Raw genomic sequence first — 18,870 nt, forward strand, 5'->3', positions numbered from 1 at the left:
ACAGCGGTCAAAAGCGCTGATAACCGGCAGGAGTTGCGATGGAGATCCGTCCCTGGCAGTGGGCACCCAACTGGCTGCTACTTGGTTTGGCCAATCAGTGGGGCATGGTGTGGCTCAATATGGGCCACTTCAACTTGCTGGTGGTGTTGCTGATTGCTATCTGGTGGCAAATTGCATCGCGGGTTGCACCGAGCTGGCGCCCGCATCCACTGGCGCTCGCCCTCTTTATCCTGCTGATCCTGATCCCCAGCGCCAGTTGCAAGGCGCTGGCCTGTCTGTTGCTGGTGGCCTCGCTGTGGCGCCGTCATCAGAGTGGCGATGAGCGGGCGGTGTTGCAGATTGTGCTCGCCTTTACCGTGGCGGTGTTGTGGGGGCAGCAGGTGTTTGCCCTGCTCTCCGGCCCCGTGCTGGCCCTCGATGCCTGGGGGGTAGGCCAATGGTTGCAACTGCTTGGCTGGGAGACTCGCCTTGATGGCAATCGCATCGAGCGGTTGGGGGGCCATGCGCTGATCGTGCTCAAGGGGTGCTCCTCGTTTTCTCAACTCTATCTGGTGGTGCTCTCCTGGCTGGTCTCCTGCTGCTGGCTGGCGCCGGATCGGCCCCTCTACCGGCAGTGGCCCATGTTGCTGCTGGTTTGCCTGCTCTATATCGGGGCCAATCAGCTGCGGCTGGTGCTGATGAGCCTGGATCTGCGCTGGTATGGCTGGCTGCATACCGGCTCGCTGGCCCAGCTCTACCAGTGGGCCATCATGTTGCTGGTGATGACCATCCTCTTTATCCTGGGGCGCCGTGATACGTCTATCTAGGGGATATCTACGGTTGGTGGCGTTATCAGAGCCGGGTGGTCAATATGATGCTGCTGGTGATGACCATCCTGTTTCTAAGGGGGCGCCATGATGCGTCTATCTAGGGGATATCTGTTGCTGTTGCTGGTGGCGCTGCTCAGTGCTGCCGCCATGGGCTGGCGTTATCAGAACCGGGCAGTTAACGAGGGAGCCAAGCCGATGCTGCGGGAGCTGGTCCAGATGGGCTGGCGCTTGCGGGTGGCTACGCCGGTATTGGGCGGCACCTATGTCAGCTATCAGCTGGCCCATCCCCGCTGTGATGGTCTGCTGCAGGCCATGCTGGTGGCGCCGGATAGCGAGGCGATGTCAGTGACGCTGGCGGGTGAAGGGATGAGTCAGGGGGTGATGTTTTTAGGCGAGCTGCACCAGAGTCCGCCGCTGATCTCGTACCGTCTGACCCAGGGTTGGCGCAAATTGTGGGGGCTGGCACCTTATCCCCTCTATCGGGTGGCCTTGCCGACTTCTTGCGTTGACATTATTGCGCCGCCGCTGGGGTGACCGACCCCGATTCACCGTTTGGCAGAATGCGGATCAGCAAGGTATTGGGGGCCAGCATGGGGTCATAGCGGGGCTCCAGTTCAATGGCGCGAGCTCCCAGCAAGCGGGTGAGGGCTGTCAGTCGCACGCTCGCCATCCGCGCACTCTCCAGCATGTCGGTTTGCAGCCCGGGGCCGCTTACCAGCGCAATTCGGGCCGGATCCTTGCGTCCTAAAAACTGATGCAGCAGCTGCTCCTGATCCGCTGGCAGTTGTGTCTCCGCTTGCTGGTACTGCAGTTGCAGCTGGGGCTGTTCGGCCATTTGCTGTTCCCGCAACTGGTTGAGGATTGGCAGGGTCTCATTGGCCGGCTCCTGACGGGTGCAACCGGTGAGGATCAGCAGCGGCAGCATCAGAGGCAACAGGCGGCGCAGGGCGCTGTCTTTGGCTGTGGAGCGGGGAGTCTGGTTGGCCATACGCAGTCACTTCAGGAGGATGAGTTGGCACCAGTTTGCAATGTTTTCAATCCCTTGGCCAGTTGTTCAATCTCGCGGCGCCACTGGATCCAGGCGGCAGAGGGCAGTTGCTCTGCCACCTGCCAGCGGGTCGGCAGCTGATCCCGCAGACGCTCCAGCAGCAGGGCGGCTTCCACCTGATAGCGGGCCTCCTGCTCCAGCCAGGCGAGCCAGCGCAGATCTTCGATGGCTTGCTGCAACAGCAACAGATCGTGAGAGAGGCGGTGCGCCTCGCAGGCTTGCGGGCCGAGCAGCATAAAGTCGCTCTCCCGCCCATCGGTGGGGTCATAGGGCAGGGCGGTGGGCATGCGGCCATGCCACTGCAAATAGCCCTCGGCGCCGCTCTGCCACAGATAGAACCCGGCGGCTCTCGGGGTGCCCAGATTGTAAAACCAGGGGGTGACCTTGTGTTGGCGCACCCGCGCCACATCGGCCTTGTCGGCGCCAAAACCTGCGTTGATCAGGGCAATCTCCACCTCTGCCAGCAGACCAACCTGACCCGGATGATTGAAGTGGCCTGCGCGGATCACCGCCGGATCCCGCCGTTTCATCTCCCGTGCCAGGGTGGTGATGGCGGGCAGGGTGGCGAGATCCGGCTCATCAAACAAGCTCCATGCCAGCGGGGGCAAGCCGCTGGTGGTCAGCCCCTGTTGCCGCGTCTGCCACTGTTCGAGCTGGCTGGCTGGGTCGCTCCCCCAGCGTTTGAGCGGGGTATAGGCCAGCAGGGGCGGCACAAAACCGAGCCCCACCGCCTCTCCCATGACATCCCGCATCCCCGCTTCATCCTGTGGCAGGGCAGGCGAGAGGCCAGTGATCCCGAGTTTGGCGAGCCGCTCCAGATCGCAGCGACTGGCCTCTGCGATCTGCTGCTTTAGCGCCTCGGGGTCGGGGTTCAGCCAATTCAGATACGGGGGGGCTTCGACATAGATGCCGACCGGCTTGCTGGCCGCGGGCAGGGTCAGCGGCAGCACCTCGATAGTCAGCGGTAACTGCACCAGTTGCTGCTGGCTGAGCAGCTGAATATTGCCCAGATAGTGACCGGCAGGCGCATCGCGTGGGACGGTGATCTGCAGTACCAGACGCCGAGGTACGCCTGCCAGCAGGGTGAGTCCGGCGATCCCCTCGACCAGCTCCTGATCCGAGGGGGCTAGCAGGGTGCCGCTCGCCTGCGGGCGAACCAGATGCCACTTGCCGTAATAGGGGGTCAGCGCCAGCGGCGATCCTGCCTGCTCGGGGGGCTGGATCACCAGCAAGGGGGCCGGATCGTCGGTGGCGGCGTGGATGGCAAACTCCAGCAACAGCTGGCTGCCACGGGCGGCCAGCACGGGTTGTGCAGCCTGCTGCAACGCATCGGCCGCAGATAGCGGGGCGATCTGCAGGGTTGGGGCGGCATCCGTAATCGGCGTGAGGCTCAGTTGCTGCGAAGCAGGGGCTGGGGCTGGGGCTGGGGTTGGGGAATAGGGGGCCAGAGTCCACTTTTCCAAAAACAGCTGGCGCTGCTTGGTCAGCACGCTTGCGGTAGCGTCGGCCAATACGGCGAGATCTTTTCCACTACTCGGGAGAGCCTTTTTGCTGGTGGGGGCCAGATAGGGAGCAAGCAGCAGCCCCGCCAGGTATTTGGCATCCGGTGAGTGACCCACCAGTGTGATAGTGAGCGGGCCGCCGGGGTGGTTCAGGGTGACATGAACGGGGCCGCCTTGACGAGCCCCGAACAGCTGCCAGGGATCCGGGTTTGGCAGCGCCTCGCGAGATTGCCCCGCCAGATAGCGCTGCGTTAGCCACTCCTGCGGTTGCCACTGCTCGGCCCAGATGGGCTCGCCATTGACCAGCACGCTGCGCTCGAAGGGGTGGGGCAGGTACTCCCACTCGCCGGTGTCATCCAGCCAGAGGGTGAGCTGGTAGCGCCCCTTGGCGACCTCCAGCCGTACGCCATCCAGATTGCGCAGTCCATCGCGAACAAGGGCATCGCCGGAGGGGCGCAAGATGGGGGTGGGGTGGCCAATCAGCCGGGGATCCCCCGGGCTCAGGGCCTCAAAGCCGGTAAAGCGGGGCGCAGCCGCCGCCCCCAGATCCAGCGCAATGGTGCCCTCAGGCAGAGTCAGACCGGGCTCCCAGTACCAGCGGTGAATGGTCATTGAGGGGGCGTTATCGGCCATAAAGAGATAGAGCTTGGTGAGTTTGTCCAACGCCAGCGCTCTGGGCTGGCTGGTGCGCCACTCGCTCAAGGCAAAGCGCTGGGTGAAGGGGCCGGGGGCGACAATCCGCTCCAGATTGACCCGGCTGCGGTAGTTGACCGAGGCGTTATCGTCGATACGCAGGATCAGGGTTTGCGGGTGGGCGCTGGGGTTATGGCCCTCGATCACCAGTTCATCATCGCTGCCTATTGGCCAGTTGTGGGTGCTCAGATCGAGCCGCTGGGGTGTCTGGTTACTTGTCAGGGGCAGCGGGGTCTGCCCCTCCAGCCGGGTGGCGGCCATTGCTGCATGGCAGCAGAGCAGGATAACCAGCCAGAGCCCTTTGCTCATCCGGGCAGCCCCTTCAACCAGTTGTTCAGCTCGGCAGCCTTGTGATCCCAGCTTTGCAGGGCCACCTGCTGCTGGCGAGTGTGGCGCCCTTCGCTGCGGGTGAGCCCCTCCCAGCCACTCTCCTGAAACCATCCTGGATTGGATTGATCAAAGGCGGCCCGGTTGATGGCCTGGGCCAGGCTCTCCCCATCGTGGGGGAGCTGGATCTGATCCCGATAGCCATCGAGGGCCGGAAAATCGGTGCTGACGATGGGGCGCCCTGCGGCCAGATATTCGCGCAATTTCAATGGATTGCAGGCACGGATCTGGGCGTTGTCGACAAAGGGCAGCAGGCTCACCTGCCAGTGCTGGGCATAGGCTGCCAGCGTGTGGTGGGGACGGGGCCCCAGCAGATGGATATTGGGGAGCCCCTTGAGGGGGGAGATATCGGTCTGGACCGGGCCAATCAGCACCAGATCCCAATGGGGCAGGGCGGCCGCCGTCTCTGCCAGCAGGGGGATATCAATCCAGTCGCTCAGGCTGCCGTAAAATCCGGCAATGGGGCGGCCGGAGGGGAGATCCGCCGGACGCTCTCTGGGGGGCATAAACAGCTCGAGATCCACGCCGTGGCTGAGGAGCCGGGTTTTATGAGGGGGAAAGCGGCTGGCCAGCGCGGGGCTGGCGGCCAGAATGAGATCCGCTTTTTCCACCAGTCGGGCTTCGCAGTGGGCAATGGCTTGATGATCCACCCCCGCCAGCGCCGAGAAGTCATCGCCGCAGTAGTAGATCACCGCCCGCTCTTCGAGCTTGCCAATCAGATCGACGGCGCTGGGCAGGGAGATCCAGAGCAAGGGGCGATCCAGCTCGGGCAACTGGCGCCGGATCTGCGCCGCCAGCCAGTGGCCATTGATCTTGCCCGCCAGACGACTGCCCGGCAGCGGCAAGGCGAGCGGCGGCAGTACCTGGGGGCTGCTGACCTCTGATGGCGCAACCGACTGGCCGCCAGCATGGCGCGCGCCGCGCAGCACCGCCCCCAGTTTGCGGACGATGCGGGTGAGATCATGAAGGGTAAAGCGGGGGCAACGCATGCCGATGGAGTTGACCCAGAGCACTTGATAATCGGGCAACAGACGCTTGATCAGGTGTTGGGTGCTGGAGGGGTGCTGGCCCCAATCCTCGCCCAGCACCACCAGTTGCGGCAGTGAGTGTGGTTTCATGCAAAGGTCTCCGAAGCGTGTGCGGGGTCGCTGTGATCCTGTGGTTGCAACGGGCGCAGTACTGTGGCCGGTACACCCGCTGCCAGCACACCTGCGGGCAGATCCCGAGTGACGACGCTGCCTGCGGCGACAATGGTGCCGGCGCCTATGGTGACACCGGCCATCACCATCACCCCGGTGCCAAGCCAGACATCCTGCTCCAGCACAATGGCCCCCACCTGTTCATCGCGATCCGGTTTGCCAAGGGCGCGATCGCGGGCGTTGATCGGATGCCCCGGGTAGCCCGCCAGAAAGGCACGCCCTGCAATCCGGACGTTATCCCCCAGCACTATCTTGCTGCCCACCGCCAGGGTGGTCTGCCAGCCAATCCCGACATTGCGGCCAATCACCAGCTTTGGCGTCTGGCTCGATGCCCGGCCGCTGATGGTCATGGCGGCGCTGAGGCGGCAGTCGGCACCAATTTCGATGGTGACCGGACCGCTGATATAGGGGATACCACCATAGAGATAGAGGCGCGGGGCGGGTGCCGTCAGGCGAGATTGAAACAAGGGGGTCCACCAGAGGGTGCGGGTCAGGGTTGCCAGCGCGTTGCTGCCCAGCAGATAGAGCCGATAAAGCAGCCGATGCAGGGGTGGGATCACGGGGAATGACCAGTGGCGGGCACTTTTGGCCAGTCGCCATACCCGGCGAGCCAGTGGCGTTTCCCCCTGTTTGGCCCAGCTTTTCATCCGGTGCAGGTTGATGGTGTTCATGGCGACCTCTCCCTCTGGTGCAGTCCGTTGCTCGCTAAGCAGAAAGCAGGGATCGGGCCAACAGGACGACCCCAGCGGGATCGGGCCAAAAGGGGCTAAGAGGAGGGGCAGATTGCGCCGGTCGGTGCAATTTGCAGCCCGCGTTGTGCAAAACGCAAATGCCAGTCTCATTCTGGACCTGTTCAGGCCGGTTAAGCCGCGCAGAGAAGCTATCGTCTCTGGGCGGGAGTGAGTGGCGTGGGCTTTGCATTAGCGGTAGCTGACCCGAAGCGGGATGCTTCGGGTGGCTGGGAGGCCCTATGAAACTTGGTGTGAACCAGATTGCCATGCTCTATTACGCCGGCGGCTTGCTCCTGATGAAGGGGATCTCCCTGCTGATGCTGCCGGTGTTGACCCATCAGCTGCTGCCTCGTGAATACGGCCAGCTCGAGGTGCTGCTGACCCTCATCAATCTGGGTTCCCTTATTTTGGGCTTCGGGCTGGTGGATGCCCTCTACCGCTTTGCCGGATTGGCGAAAGACGAGCAGGAGCGCCAGCAGGTGGTGGCCCGCATGTTTGGGCTGGTCTGGCTGATCGCCCTGGCCAGTCTGGTGCTGCTCTGGCTCTTGGCACCTGTGGTGCAAGCCTGGCTGCCGGTGGAAACCCGCCTTGCGGATGTGCGCTGGGTGCTCTGCGCCCTGCCGTTTGAAGGGGTGATCGGCGTGCCGCTGGCATGGCTGCGGATGCGCAATCAGGCCCGGCTCTTTTTCGTGGCGACCGCAGGCAAGGCGGTGATCCAGTCGGTGCTGACCGGTTGGTGGCTCTGGCTCGGCTGGGGCGTGAGCGGGGTGCTGGCCTCCGGCACCCTGACCTGCGTTGCACTGGCGTTGCTGCTGAGCCTCTGGCAGTGGCGAGATAGCGGGATCCGCTTTGACTGGCAGCACTATCGGCCGCTGCTGCGCTATGGATTACCCCTGGTGGTGAGCGGGCTGGCAGGCTTTGCCCTGAGCGGACTGGATCGCTGGCTGCTGGCCGATGTGGTGGGGGAGGCGCTGCTTGCCTACTACGCGGTGGCGGGCAAGCTGGCGCTGGCGGTGGGGTTGTTGCTGCAACCCTTTGCTCTCTGGTGGTATCCCCGCCGTTTCATGCTGCTGCGCGAGCCGGATGGACTGCGACTCAATGCCCACTACAGCGTGATGGGGTCGGTGCTGGGGTTTGTCACCGCGGGGATTGTCGGGCTCACTGCCCCCTTGCTTATTCGCTGGCTGACCCCGGAGAGCTATCACGGGGCGATCGCCTACATTCCGCTGCTGGTGCTGGGTATGGCGGTGCGCAATGTGTCGGACTTGCTCAATGTCGGCTGCTTTAGCGGCGAGAAGAGCAATGCCCAGATGGTGATCAATCTGGGCTGCAGCGCTCTTGGGGTGGCAGGCTTTCTGCTCGCCATCCCCCCCTTCGGGGTCGCTGGGGTGATCTGGACCCTGCTGCTGGTCTATCTGGTGCGGGCGCTCGCCTTTTATCTGGTGAGCCAGCGGTTGCTGCCGCTGCCGTATCGCCTCTCGACCCTCTGGGCCAGTTCGCTCGGGGCGATGGCGATGGTCTGGCTCGGCCAATGGTGGGCAGGATCATGGCTCGTCTAACGCCAGCCATCTGGGCAAGCGCCATCTGTCTGGTGCTGGCTCTGCTCTGGTGGCGGCTGCCCCATCCCTTGCTGCTGCCGGTGCTCGGCCTTGCCATTCCCGCCATCTGGTTTGCCCTGCGCTGGCCCTTCTTGATGGTGCTGGGATTTGTCACCTTCTCCTTTTTTCGGCTGCATGAGGTGTTCCCCCAGCTCTATCCCCTCAAGATCCCGCTGCTCTTCTCGCTGGCCGCCATCGGCGCGCTGGTCTGGCACATTTTGCTGACCGGCCGGATCAAGCCCTACTGGAGTCCAGCGCTGAGCTGGCTGACGGCTTTCTTTGTGATGGTCTCCATCGGTGTGCTGTTTGCCAGCAACCGGGGCGAGGCGATCGCCACCTGGACCGGCAGCTACAGCAAGATCTATCTGATGACCCTGGCCACCGCCTGGCTGGTGCGTACCCCGGGGGATTTTGCGTTGGCGGTGCGCACCTTCGTGGTAGCGGGCTGTCTGGTGGCACTGGTGGCCCTCTACAACAAGGCGAGCGGGATCGGGCTGGTGGAGGGGACCCGGGTGACCATAGGGCGCGAGCTGGGCTCTGTGCTGGGGGATCCCAACGATCTGGCGCTGGTGCTGCTCTTTCCTGCCGGCTTTTCGCTGAGCTTGCTGCTCAATCAGGGCAATGGGGTGGGGGGGCGTTTGCTGGGGGGGCTTGGCTTTGCGCTGACTGCGGCCGCCATTATCGCCACCCAGAGCCGGGGTGGTCTGCTGGGTATCTGCGCCGTTGGTGGCCTGTTTGCCTGGCAGCGGGTGAAGTCGAAAACCCTGTTGATCTCGCTGGGGATGGTCGCGCTGGTGGTGCTGTTTGCCGCTGCCGGGATCAGCGACCGGGCATCTGGCGGCGCCGCCGAGAGCGGGGTCGATGCCTCGGCCATGGGGCGGATCTACGCTTGGCAAGCAGCCTGGGGGATGGCGCTGGGCCATCCGCTGGTAGGGGTGGGCTTGTCCAATTTCTATTACAACTACTTCTTCTACAGCCCCCATTGGGATGGACTCAATCATGCGGTGCACTCCACCTGGTTCGGGGTGCTGGCTGAAACCGGCTTTGTCGGGCTGGCGCTGTTTATCGGCATGGTGACGGTGACCCTGCGCAGTTGCTGGCGTTGCCAGCTCGCTGGCATGCCTCCTGCAGTGATCACGGCGATGCAGGGGGTGATGGCCAGCATGGTGGGGTTTGTGATTTCGGGATCCTTCCTGACCCAGGGCTTTACCTGGCCCATCTATCTGGAATTGGCGCTGGCCGTCGCCGTCATCAAGTACGTGCAGCAGGCGGCCAGAGAGGTGAAGGCCACCTCTGAGGATCATCAGGAGGCAACCCGGTTGCCGGCAGTGCCACCAAAGGGAGCAAGAGGATGAACGCAACCCCTGTTTTGCTGGTTCACTACGGAGAGGACTGGATCCGCGGCAGCGAACGCTGCCTGCTGGATCTGCTGGCCCACCTCGATCGCAGCCGGTTTACGCCGTTGCTCTGGTGCAATAGCCCGACGCTGGCGGCAGAGGCGACCACCCTCGGGGTCGAAACCATGGTCGAGCCGTTCAGCCTGCTGCTGGGATGGCAGGCGCCACGTTTTGATCTTGCGGCCCATCGGCGCCTCTCCCGGCGAGCCAGAGAGCTCATCACCGAGCGGCAGATTGGGCTGGTGCATGCCAACAGCGCGGCCCCTTGTCAGTGGCTGGTGGGGGTCTGTCGGGCGTTGCAGGTACCGCTGGTGTGCCACCTCCATGCCCGTTACCAGCCAAGAGACAGATTCAGCCTGCGGGTTCATCAGGCAAGCGTGCTGATCGGGGTGAGCGAGCCGGTGTTGACCGGTTGGCGCCAGGATGGCTGCGCGGCCGAGCGGTTGATCCGGGTACCCAACGGGGTGGATGCCGCTCGCCTGAATGGTGGTGCTCACTGGCCGGTCGTCGGCATGCTGGGCTTGCCCCCGGGGGATATGATCATCGCAACCGTCGGCTCATTGATCAAACGCAAGGGGATTGATCTGCTGATCCGCTCGCTGGCTGCCCTGATGGCATCGGGGGAGGAGGCTCAGTTGCTGATTATTGGCAGCGGTCCGGAGCGGGAAGCATTGGTGGCGTTGGCTGTCGAGCTCGGTGTGGCCGAGCGGGTCCACTTTCTTGGCGAGCGGTCGGACAGTGCCGCTATCTTGCGAGGCGGGGTGGATCTGCTGGTCTCCGGAGCCCGTGAGGAGGTGTTTGGTCTGACGTTGGCGGAGGCGGGCATGTTGGGGCTCCCGGTCAGTGCCTACCGAGTGGGCGGCATCCCCGAAGTGGTGGAAGAGGGGGTGACCGGTTTGCTGGCAACCCCGGGGGATTGGGCCGAGATGGCTGATCACTGGCGGCAATTGAGCAATCCGCAGCGCCGATGTGAAATGGGGCGGGCCGCTCAGTTGCGTGCCGCACAGTTGTTCACGGTGGCGCGCTATGTCGACGGGGTCACGGCGGTGTGGGACGCCGCGCTGGCTGGTCGTTGGCACGCCACGGCCCCCACACCCTTCCGACCACTCATGCATTGGGCGGGGCAACGCCTCCTTGCCAGAGGTCGCAATATGCTGGCGAGTGGGATGGCAAGAGTGGCGCAAAAAGTGCAACTGGGGTTTGGCCGCCGCAAGGTGCCAGAGTAAGGGAGCAGCAAGATGAGCATGCAAACTGAGCCGGTGTTCGGAAAGGTCATCGTTGTGGATCCTATCCCGTTTCGCGGTGGCTCCAAGGTTGCGACCGAAGTGCTGCTCGATGAGTTGGCCAAACGGATGCCCGGGCTCACATGCCATGTGTTGACCCAGGATCCCGACTCCTGGTCCCGTTGTCAGCATCATCCTCTTTGGTTGCCCCACATATTGAAGGGGCGGGAGTCCGGCATCGGTTATCTGCTTAAACAGGGGTGGCAGACCCTGCTGATCCTCTGGCTGGTGTTGCGTCTGGGGCAGGTGAAGTGCCTGGTGGCGGCGTCCGGGCCGGGGGTGGATCTCTGCTGTTACTGGGCTGCCCGCTGGTTGCGGTGCCGGGTGGTTCAGCTGATCCATGGCCCTGTGGGGTGCTCGGGGCTCTCTGCCAGAGCCCTGCAGCGGGCGAGTTTTGTCTTTTATCTCGAATCAACCCGCAGCTCCCTGGCGGCATTGCTGGCCAGGCTTGGCGAGACCGAGTTCCCGTCACACTGGCAGCCATTTACCAATGGTTTGAGCGAGATTGATTGGCCCAAAGCGACTCTGGGGGGGCCTCGTATTTTGTGGGCGGCTTCGTTGTTGCGCTGGAAGGGGCTGGAGACCATGCTGGCCGCCCATCAACTGATCCCTGACGCTCGCCCCGAGCTGATGGTGTGCTATCTGCAGCCCAAGGGCACGCTGCAACCCTGCAGCCAGCCTCAGCCACAGCTGCCAGACACGCACTGGTATGCCAACCCCGCCAATCTTGACGAGATCCGATCTCGATGCGGCATTTTTGTCTCCACCAGTCATCAGGAACCGTTTGGTCTCTCCATTCTGGAGGCCATGGCGGCAGGATTATGCGTAGTGATCCCGGCCGATGGCGCCTGGTGGGATCGACACCTCACCGATGACGTGAATTGCTGCAAATATCAGCCAAACGATCCCGGCGATCTGGCGCGGGTGCTGGCCAGCCTCAATGCCATGCCCGACGTGGTCAAGCGACTTGGCCATCATGCCCGCCTGCATGCCATGGTCCATTACAACGCGGCGGATACCTATCAAAGCACACTGGATCAGTGGGAAGGTATGTTGCGATGGGATGCGTTGAGCCTTGCCGTGAGTGGTTAGCGCTTGCTTGGCCAGCAGGCGTGGCGGTTGCCGGTGCCACTGCTCAACTGAAGGTCCACGGATTTTTCTTGGTTGGCCCGTTTATCCCTCTCTCATTATTGCTGACTATTACTGAACGAGAACAATTATCATCGTTGCTGATGAAGAGGGATATTTACGCTTTGGTTAATTAGTCAAGGTGACGTTAAGGTAAATAGTATGAGTGTGAGCGGTAACATCTGTAACCTGATAAACGAGTTCGCCGCCAATTAAATATTATCACTTTGTTGCAGATGGTCTGCTGATGAACTGTTTATCTTACCGTAAAATTGAATGTGAATTCATGATGATGCGTAAACATATCCACCGTCGCGATATTTTACTCGTCTCGACATCGGATGATAAAGCATATCTGGATACCCTCCGATATGAATACATCATCTGCATCTTCTTACTGCTCAGGTTCAACAGACGGGGATGCAACCAGGGGCGCTGCCGCTAGTGCTTTCCGGCAGAGTCCATCTGCGCGAATTTACGGGAAATTCTGCCATGAAGGCCCTGGCAGCAAGGGCTGAGCGGGTCTCTTGTTCCTGCCATGATTTGGTGTTGCAAACCGTGCTGAGTCAGATATAAAGCCAGTAAAATATGCAATTCAGTGAGTAAAGGTATATTTGATTGAACATTTATTGTCGGGTGTCAATACTGTGAAGTAAGCGGCATGGCACAGTCATTCCGCATGTTAATTTAACTGGGAACAAAAGGGTATTTGGTCCGGTGATTAATTATTTGCTGTCCAATTAAGTTCATAAAATTTATTTCCCTGCCAAATATCTCTTTGGGGGTAATTAATTCTGTTTGTGATGTGGCTCGCTATGTAAATAGGGGGAAGCCGGTCGAAGTTGATAGAGATCAATACTGTGATGTGGGTGAGTCCTTAGCATTTCTCCTATTAAGCATTTACCAAACAAGTGCTCACTACGGGAATAACTAGAATGGTCGAGGATAATTTTTTATCGGCTCATGGGATTAATCGCCGTGATTTTATGAAATTGTGTGCCGGGATGGCCGCAACCTTGGGATTAAGTCAGCATGCCGTCGCCAAGATGGCCACCGCGCTCACCAGCCCCGAGCGGCCGCCGGTGATCTGGATTGGGGCGCAGGAGTGCACCGGTTGTACCGAATCGCTGCTGCGCGCCACTCACCCCACCATCGAGAACCTGATCCTCAACACCATTTCGTTGGAGTACCACGAGGTGCTCTCGGCGGCCTTTGGTCATCAGGCGGAAGAGAACAAGCACAACGCCATCAAGCGCTATAAAGGCAAGTATGTGCTGGTGGTGGATGGCTCCATTCCGCTCAAAGATGGTGGTGTCTACTGCATGGTGGCCGGTGAGCCTATCGTCGACCATATTCGCCGTGCCGCCAGTGATGCCGCTGCCGTCATCGCCATCGGCTCCTGCGCCGCCTGGGGCGGTGTGCCTGCTAGCGGCGGCAACCCGACCGGTGCTGTCAGTCTCGAAGAAGCCCTCGGCAATATCGGCACCCCCATCATTAATATCCCGGGCTGCCCGCCCAATCCCCACAACTTCCTCACCACGGTTGCCTACTACATCACCTACGGCAAGCTGCCGGCGCTGGATAGCAAGAAGCGTCCGCTGTTTGCCTATGAGCGGCTGATCCACGAGAACTGCGAGCGCCGTCCGCACTTCGATGCAGGGCGTTTTGCCAAGGAGTTTGGCGATGAGGGCCACCGGCAGGGCTGGTGTCTCTACCATCTGGGCTGCAAGGGGCCGGAGACCTACGGCAACTGCTCGACCCTGGAGTTCTGCGATGTGGGCGGCGGCATCTGGCCGGTCGGCATCGGTCACCCCTGTTATGGCTGCAACGAGCAGGGGGTCGGTTTTAGCAAGGGGATCTTCCAGCTCGCCAAGGTCGAGAACCCGACCCCGCGGGTGGATAAACCCGATGTGAAAATTCAGGAGGGGGGCTATACCTCGCCCACCGCGACTGGCCTGATCGGTGGCGCCCTCGGGGTGCTGGTGGGGGTGAGTCTGATGACGGTGCGTGAACTCGGTCGCCAGCAGAAGCGCCACGAAGCCGGGCAGCACCCATCACGGGAGGAGTAACCGTGAACAGACGCAACTTCCTCAAATTTGCCTCCGTCGGTGCACTGGCGGCGGGCACAGCCGTACCCGGCACCGCACTGGCGGCGGCCAAGAACAAGCCGCCCATTCCCGGCGCGCTCGGTATGTTGTATGACTCCACCCTTTGCGTCGGCTGTCAGGCCTGTGTGGCGGAGTGTCAGCGCCTTAACGGCAATCCGGCCAATCCAGCCGGGGCGCAAACCTGGTCCAACAACGACAAGCTGACCCCCTACACCAACAACATCATTCAGGTGTGGAAGAGCGGCACTGGCGAGCACAAGGATCAGCTGGTGGATGGCTATGCCTACATCAAGAAGCAGTGCATGCACTGTGTCGATCCCAACTGCGTCTCTGTCTGTCCGGTGCAGGCTCTTAAAAAAGATCCCAAGACAGGCATCGTTCACTACGACCCGAGCGTCTGCACCGGCTGTCGCTACTGCATGGTGGGTTGCCCGTTCGATGTGCCCAAATATGACTATGACAACCCGCTGGGGGCGATCCACAAGTGCGAGCTCTGCAACCAGAAGGGGCTTGAGCGGATCGATCAGGGCAAGTTGCCCGGCTGCGTCGAGGTGTGCCCCACCGGCGCCGTCATCTTTGGCACCCGCGAGGAGCTGATGGCCGAGGCCAAGCGTCGTCTGCTGGCGACTCCGGGCAGTGAGTACGCCTATCCGCGCCAGACCCTCTCTGCCAACGACCCTTACCTGCACGAGGTGCCCAACTACCAGCCTTACGTCTATGGCGAGAAAGAGGGGGGCGGCACCCAGGTGCTGGTGCTGGCCGGGGTGCCCTATACCAAGCTCGACATGCCCGATCTGCCGGAGCTCTCCTCCGGTGCCCGCTCCGAGCATATCCAGCACACCCTCTACAAGGGGATGGTGCTGCCCATGCTGGTGCTGACTGGCCTTTCGGTGCTCATTCGCCGCAACACCAAGAATGGTCACGATCACCATCATGATGATGGCCATGATCAGGGGAGTACGCAGATCAAGGATCAGGGCACCACAAAGGGAGGCAAGGATCATGAGTAATCACAAGGCGTATCCCCTCGGCGGCAAGCTGGTCAGCTGGCCTGTGCTGGTGCTGGCCCCCTTTGCCGTGCTGTGCGGCATGTTGATTTTAAAACGCCTCGTATTCGGGCTGGGCTCGGTCACCGATCTGAATGGCGGTTATCCCTGGGGACTCTGGATCTCGTTCGATCTGCTGATCGGTACCGGTTTCGCCTGCGGCGGCTGGGCACTGGCCTGGGCTGTCTATGTGTTCAACCGGGGCGAGTATCACCCGCTGGTGCGACCGGCTCTGTTGGCGAGCCTGTTTGGCTACTCGCTCGGAGGTCTCTCCATCACCATCGACGTGGGGCGTTACTGGAACCTGCCGTACTTCTACCTGCCCGGTCATTTCAACACCTCCTCGGTGCTGTTCGAGACGGCGGTCTGCATGACCATCTATATCGGGGTGATGGCGCTGGAGTTTGCGCCCGTGCTGCTGGAGAAGTTCGGCTGGAAGGCGTCACTCATTCGCCTCAACAAGATCATGTTCTTCGTGCTGGCGCTGGGGGCTCTGCTGCCCACCATGCACCAATCCTCCATGGGCTCGTTGATGATAGTGGCGGGGGAGAAGATCCATCCGCTCTGGCAAAGCTACGAGTTGCTGCCGGTCTTTTCGCTACTGACCGCATTTATCATGGGCTTCTCCATCGTGGTATTTGAGGGCTCTTTGGTGCAGGCGGGACTGGCGGGGCGGGGCCCCAACGAGAAGTCGCTTTTCTACAAGCTGACCCAGGTGATCGACATCTTCCTGATCCTGTTTGTGGCGCTGCGCTTTGCCGAGATCGTCATCCACGACAAGTCGGAGTATCTCTCCGAGTTCAATCGCTTCTCCATCATGTTCTGGAGCGAGATTGCGCTGATGATCTTCCCGCTGCTGGTGTTCCACTGGGACAAGAGCCGCCGGGATTCGCGCATGTTGTTCCTGGGGGCCCTCAGCATGCTGCTGGGCGCCGCCCTCTGGCGACTGGATTACTCCTTGCTCGCCTTCAACCCCGGCAATGGCTACCACTACTTCCCCTCCGCGGAGGAGGTGCTGATCTCTCTGGGCTTTGTTGCCATCGAGGTGTGTGCCTATTTGCTGTTGATCCGGCTGCTGCCGGTACTGCCATCACTTGAACGTGTTCACCAAGATTATCAGGCCCGAGGGAAAGCCAACGTATGAGCCAACGTATCACCATAGACCCCATCACCCGCATTGAGGGGCACCTGCGTATCGACTGCGAAATCGAAGGCGGAAAAGTGACCAAAGCCTGGTCGTCCGGCACCATGTGGCGCGGGATGGAGGAGATCGTCAAGGGCAACGACCCGCGCGATGCCTGGATGATAGTGCAGCGTATCTGCGGGGTATGTACCTCCATTCACGCCATCGCTTCGGTGCGGGCGGTGGAGGACGCCATCGGTGCCAAGGTGCCGGTCAACGCCCAGTTTATCCGCAACCTCATCATCGCGGCCCACAACATCCACGATCACATCGTCCACTTCTACCAGCTCTCCGCGCTGGACTGGGTGGACATCACCGCGGCCCTTGAGGCCAATCCGCAAAAAGCGGCGGACATGCTCAAGGGGGTATCGACCTGGTCCCTCAACAGTGCCGATGAACTGACCAAGGTGCAGGAGAAGATCCGCGCGCTGGTGGCGAGCGGCCAGCTCGGCATCTTTGCCAACGGTTACTGGGGTCACAAGGAGATGAAGCTGAGCCCGGAGGTAAACCTCATCGCCGTGGCCCACTACCTGCAGGCGCTGGAGTGCCAGCGCGATGCCAACCGCATTGTCGCCATCCTCGGTGGCAAGAGCCCGCACATCCAGAATCTGGCGGTGGGCGGCGTGGCCAACCCCATCAATCTGGATGCACCGAGCGTGCTCAACCTGGAGCGCTTGCTCTATGTGAAGAGCTTTATCGACCGGCTCGGCGAGTTTATCGAGCAGGTCTACAAGGTGGATGCCGCCATCATAGCCGCGCACTACCCCGAGTGGCTGAGTCTGGGGCTGGGGGCCAAGCACTACCTGAGCGTGCCGGAGCTCCCCACCGACGCCAACGGTGGCAGCTTCCTGATGCCGGGCGGCTATATCGAGAATGGCAATCTGGCGGGTTATCGCCCCATCGAGAGTCATCAGGATGGCTGGCTGATGGAGGGCATCGCCGAGAGCAACAAGCACGCCTGGTACAAGGATGACGCCCCCCTCAAGCCGTGGGAGGGCAAGACCGAGCCCGATTACACCGGCTGGCAGGATGATGGCAAATACTCCTGGGTCAAATCCCCCACCTTCTACGGCAAGGTGGTGGAGGTGGGGCCGCTCGCAGACCTCTTGGTCAAGCTGGCCGCCAAACACCCGGAGACGGTAGCGCATTTCGATCAGCTGAACGGTATCTACAAGGCGCTCACCGGTTCCGCCATCAAGACCGAACAGCTGCACTCCACCATGGGCCGCATCATCGGTCGTGCAGTGCGCTGCTGCGTGCTCAAAGATACCCTGTCACATCAGTGGAAGGCGCTGGTGGACAACATCGGCAAGGGGGACACCACCGCCTACATCAAGGCGGAGATCCCGGCGGACAAGGAGTTTCGTGGCGTGGGCTTTGAAGAGGCCCCGCGCGGCATGCTCTCCCACTGGATCGTCATCAAGGGCGGCAAGATCGAGAACTATCAGGCGGTGGTACCATCGACCTGGAACTCGGGCCCGCGCAACTTCAACGATGAACCCGGCCCCTACGAGCAATCTCTGGTGGGCACCCCCGTAGCCGATCCGGCCAAGCCGCTGGAAGTGGTGCGCACCGTTCACTCGTTCGACCCCTGCATGTCCTGCGCAGTGCATGTGGTGGATACCCAAAATGGTGAAACGACTCAGGTGAAGGTGCTGTGATGAACACCCTGATCCTTGGCGTGGGCAACCTGCTCTTGAGTGACGAGGCCGTCGGCGTGCGCATCGTTGAGGGGCTGGGGCGCGAATACCGTTTCGCCCCCGGCATCGAGCTGCTCGACGGTGGTACCGCCGGCATGGAGCTGCTCGAAGCGATGGCCAGTCGCGATCACATCATTCTGGTGGATGCGGTGCGCAGTGGTAACCCGCCGGGCACAGTGGTGACCCTGAAGAATGAGGAGATCCCGACCCTGTTTGGCCGCAAGATCTCCCCGCACCAACTGGGGCTGGCGGACGTGCTCTCGGCGCTGCACATGACGGGGGAGTCGCCCAAGCGGCTCACCCTGATCGGGGTCGAGCCCGAATCCCTCGAGCCCCGCATCGGCCTCACCCCTGTGGTGGCGGCTGCCATGGGTGAGGCGACGGATCGGATTTTGACCCTGCTGGCTGCCGTTGGTGCGCCCGCCATTGCGCTCTCTGAGCAGGAGAAAGCTGAACAAGAGCAGGAGGGCCTATGGCGCAGTCTCATTTAAGCGAGCTTGATGCTGCGCAGGAGTTTGCCGGTTTTGCCAGCAATCCCGCGCCTCTGCTGGTAGCCCAGTTCGAGCGGATCGCTCGTGAAGAGATGCAGGCGTTGCCTTTCTATCACGCCACCATGCCCATTGTGGCGGAGTGCACGTTGTTTGAAGGTCAGTGGCTCGGCTGTGTGCTCACCCCCTGGATGCTGAGCGTGGTGGTGTTGCCGGGGCCGGATCAGCTTTGGCCGGTGCGCAGCAACAGCGATCGGCTCGCCCTGCAGCTCCCCTGCGGCAACATGACCTTTATGGTGGGTGAATTGCCCGAAAGTGGTCAGCTGTTGTCCTGCTCCCTGATGTCGCCGCTCGATCCCCATCTCGGGGCCGGGGAGGGGCGAGCGCTGGTGAGCAGCACCCTCAAGATGCTGCTCTCCTTGCCGGTGCAGCAAGGGGCTGGCGGTGTGGATCTGGGTCGCAGACGGCTATTCGGTGCCCGGCGCGGTCAACCGGCATAGTCGCTAGGTTTCACGCGAAATCAAGTTTAGAATAGGGGGCCATTTTGGCCCCTCACTCCCATGTTCAGAC

General features: G+C 61.7%; 16 protein-coding genes. 12 read left to right on the forward strand and 4 right to left on the reverse strand.

Annotated features, from left to right (window positions below):
- Window positions 1–38 precede the first annotated feature (38 nt).
- Together G5358_RS01320 and G5358_RS01325 are read left to right on the forward strand one after the other, a co-directional pair.
- A complete protein-coding gene (locus tag G5358_RS01320) occupies window positions 39–806 on the forward strand; it encodes a hypothetical protein (protein WP_421323446.1) in 768 nt (255 codons plus the stop codon).
- A gap of 87 nt (window positions 807–893) precedes the next feature.
- Window positions 894–1,343 (forward strand): hypothetical protein, encoded by a 450-nt coding sequence (locus tag G5358_RS01325; protein ID WP_421323447.1) that lies wholly within the window; start codon window positions 894–896, stop codon window positions 1,341–1,343.
- Here G5358_RS01325 and G5358_RS01330 read toward each other — a convergent pair.
- From G5358_RS01330 to G5358_RS01345, 4 genes are read right to left on the reverse strand one after another with little or no spacing between them, the layout of a single operon-like run.
- Entirely contained in the window at window positions 1,321–1,797 is a 477-nt protein-coding gene (locus G5358_RS01330) for a hypothetical protein (RefSeq protein ID WP_323912020.1), read from the reverse strand. The genes G5358_RS01325 and G5358_RS01330 overlap by 23 nt on opposite strands.
- Window positions 1,798–1,808: 11 nt before the next feature.
- Entirely contained in the window at window positions 1,809–4,361 is a 2,553-nt protein-coding gene (locus tag G5358_RS01335) for a hypothetical protein (protein WP_421323448.1), read from the reverse strand.
- On the reverse strand, window positions 4,358–5,557 hold the full coding sequence (locus G5358_RS01340; RefSeq protein WP_421323449.1) for a glycosyltransferase: 1,200 nt from the start codon (window positions 5,555–5,557) through the stop codon (window positions 4,358–4,360). The genes G5358_RS01335 and G5358_RS01340 overlap by 4 nt, the downstream gene beginning before the upstream one ends.
- On the reverse strand, window positions 5,554–6,309 hold the full coding sequence (locus G5358_RS01345) for an acyltransferase (protein WP_139748195.1): 756 nt from the start codon (window positions 6,307–6,309) through the stop codon (window positions 5,554–5,556). The genes G5358_RS01340 and G5358_RS01345 overlap by 4 nt, the downstream gene beginning before the upstream one ends.
- Before the next feature lie 299 nt (window positions 6,310–6,608).
- On the opposite strand from G5358_RS01345, the gene G5358_RS01350 reads away from it, so the two are divergent.
- From G5358_RS01350 to hybE, 10 genes are all read left to right on the forward strand, one after another.
- Complete coding sequence (locus G5358_RS01350) at window positions 6,609–7,928, forward strand: lipopolysaccharide biosynthesis protein (protein ID WP_421323450.1); 1,320 nt, start codon at window positions 6,609–6,611, stop codon at window positions 7,926–7,928.
- Entirely contained in the window at window positions 7,916–9,322 is a 1,407-nt protein-coding gene (locus G5358_RS01355) for an O-antigen ligase family protein (protein WP_421323451.1), read from the forward strand. The genes G5358_RS01350 and G5358_RS01355 overlap by 13 nt, the downstream gene beginning before the upstream one ends.
- Window positions 9,319–10,590 (forward strand): glycosyltransferase family 4 protein, encoded by a 1,272-nt coding sequence (locus tag G5358_RS01360; RefSeq protein ID WP_216953704.1) that lies wholly within the window; start codon window positions 9,319–9,321, stop codon window positions 10,588–10,590. Before G5358_RS01355 ends, G5358_RS01360 begins: the two co-directional genes overlap by 4 nt.
- A 12-nt stretch (window positions 10,591–10,602) precedes the next feature.
- Window positions 10,603–11,739: a glycosyltransferase family 4 protein gene (locus tag G5358_RS01365; protein WP_216953702.1), complete on the forward strand. Its 1,137-nt coding sequence runs from the start codon at window positions 10,603–10,605 to the stop codon at window positions 11,737–11,739.
- Window positions 11,740–12,710: 971 nt separating this feature from the next.
- Window positions 12,711–13,844, forward strand: a complete 1,134-nt coding sequence (hybO, locus tag G5358_RS01370; RefSeq protein ID WP_047435203.1) for a hydrogenase 2 small subunit — start codon at window positions 12,711–12,713, stop codon at window positions 13,842–13,844.
- 2 nt (window positions 13,845–13,846) lie between these two features.
- Entirely contained in the window at window positions 13,847–14,893 is a 1,047-nt protein-coding gene (gene hybA, locus G5358_RS01375; protein ID WP_421323452.1) for a hydrogenase 2 operon protein HybA, read from the forward strand.
- On the forward strand, window positions 14,886–16,073 hold the full coding sequence (gene hybB, locus G5358_RS01380; RefSeq protein WP_021230238.1) for a Ni/Fe-hydrogenase cytochrome b subunit: 1,188 nt from the start codon (window positions 14,886–14,888) through the stop codon (window positions 16,071–16,073). Before hybA ends, hybB begins: the two co-directional genes overlap by 8 nt.
- Entirely contained in the window at window positions 16,070–17,773 is a 1,704-nt protein-coding gene (gene hybC / locus G5358_RS01385; protein ID WP_268011003.1) for a hydrogenase 2 large subunit, read from the forward strand. The genes hybB and hybC overlap by 4 nt, the downstream gene beginning before the upstream one ends.
- A complete protein-coding gene (locus G5358_RS01390) occupies window positions 17,773–18,303 on the forward strand; it encodes a HyaD/HybD family hydrogenase maturation endopeptidase (protein ID WP_268011001.1) in 531 nt (176 codons plus the stop codon). The genes hybC and G5358_RS01390 overlap by 1 nt, the downstream gene beginning before the upstream one ends.
- Window positions 18,285–18,800: a hydrogenase-2 assembly chaperone gene (hybE, locus tag G5358_RS01395; RefSeq protein WP_268011000.1), complete on the forward strand. Its 516-nt coding sequence runs from the start codon at window positions 18,285–18,287 to the stop codon at window positions 18,798–18,800. The genes G5358_RS01390 and hybE overlap by 19 nt, the downstream gene beginning before the upstream one ends.
- Window positions 18,801–18,870 lie beyond the last annotated feature (70 nt).

It is taken from the genome of Aeromonas sp. 604176 (genome assembly GCF_049170755.1).
Taxonomy (GTDB): domain Bacteria; phylum Pseudomonadota; class Gammaproteobacteria; order Enterobacterales; family Aeromonadaceae; genus Aeromonas; species Aeromonas veronii_A.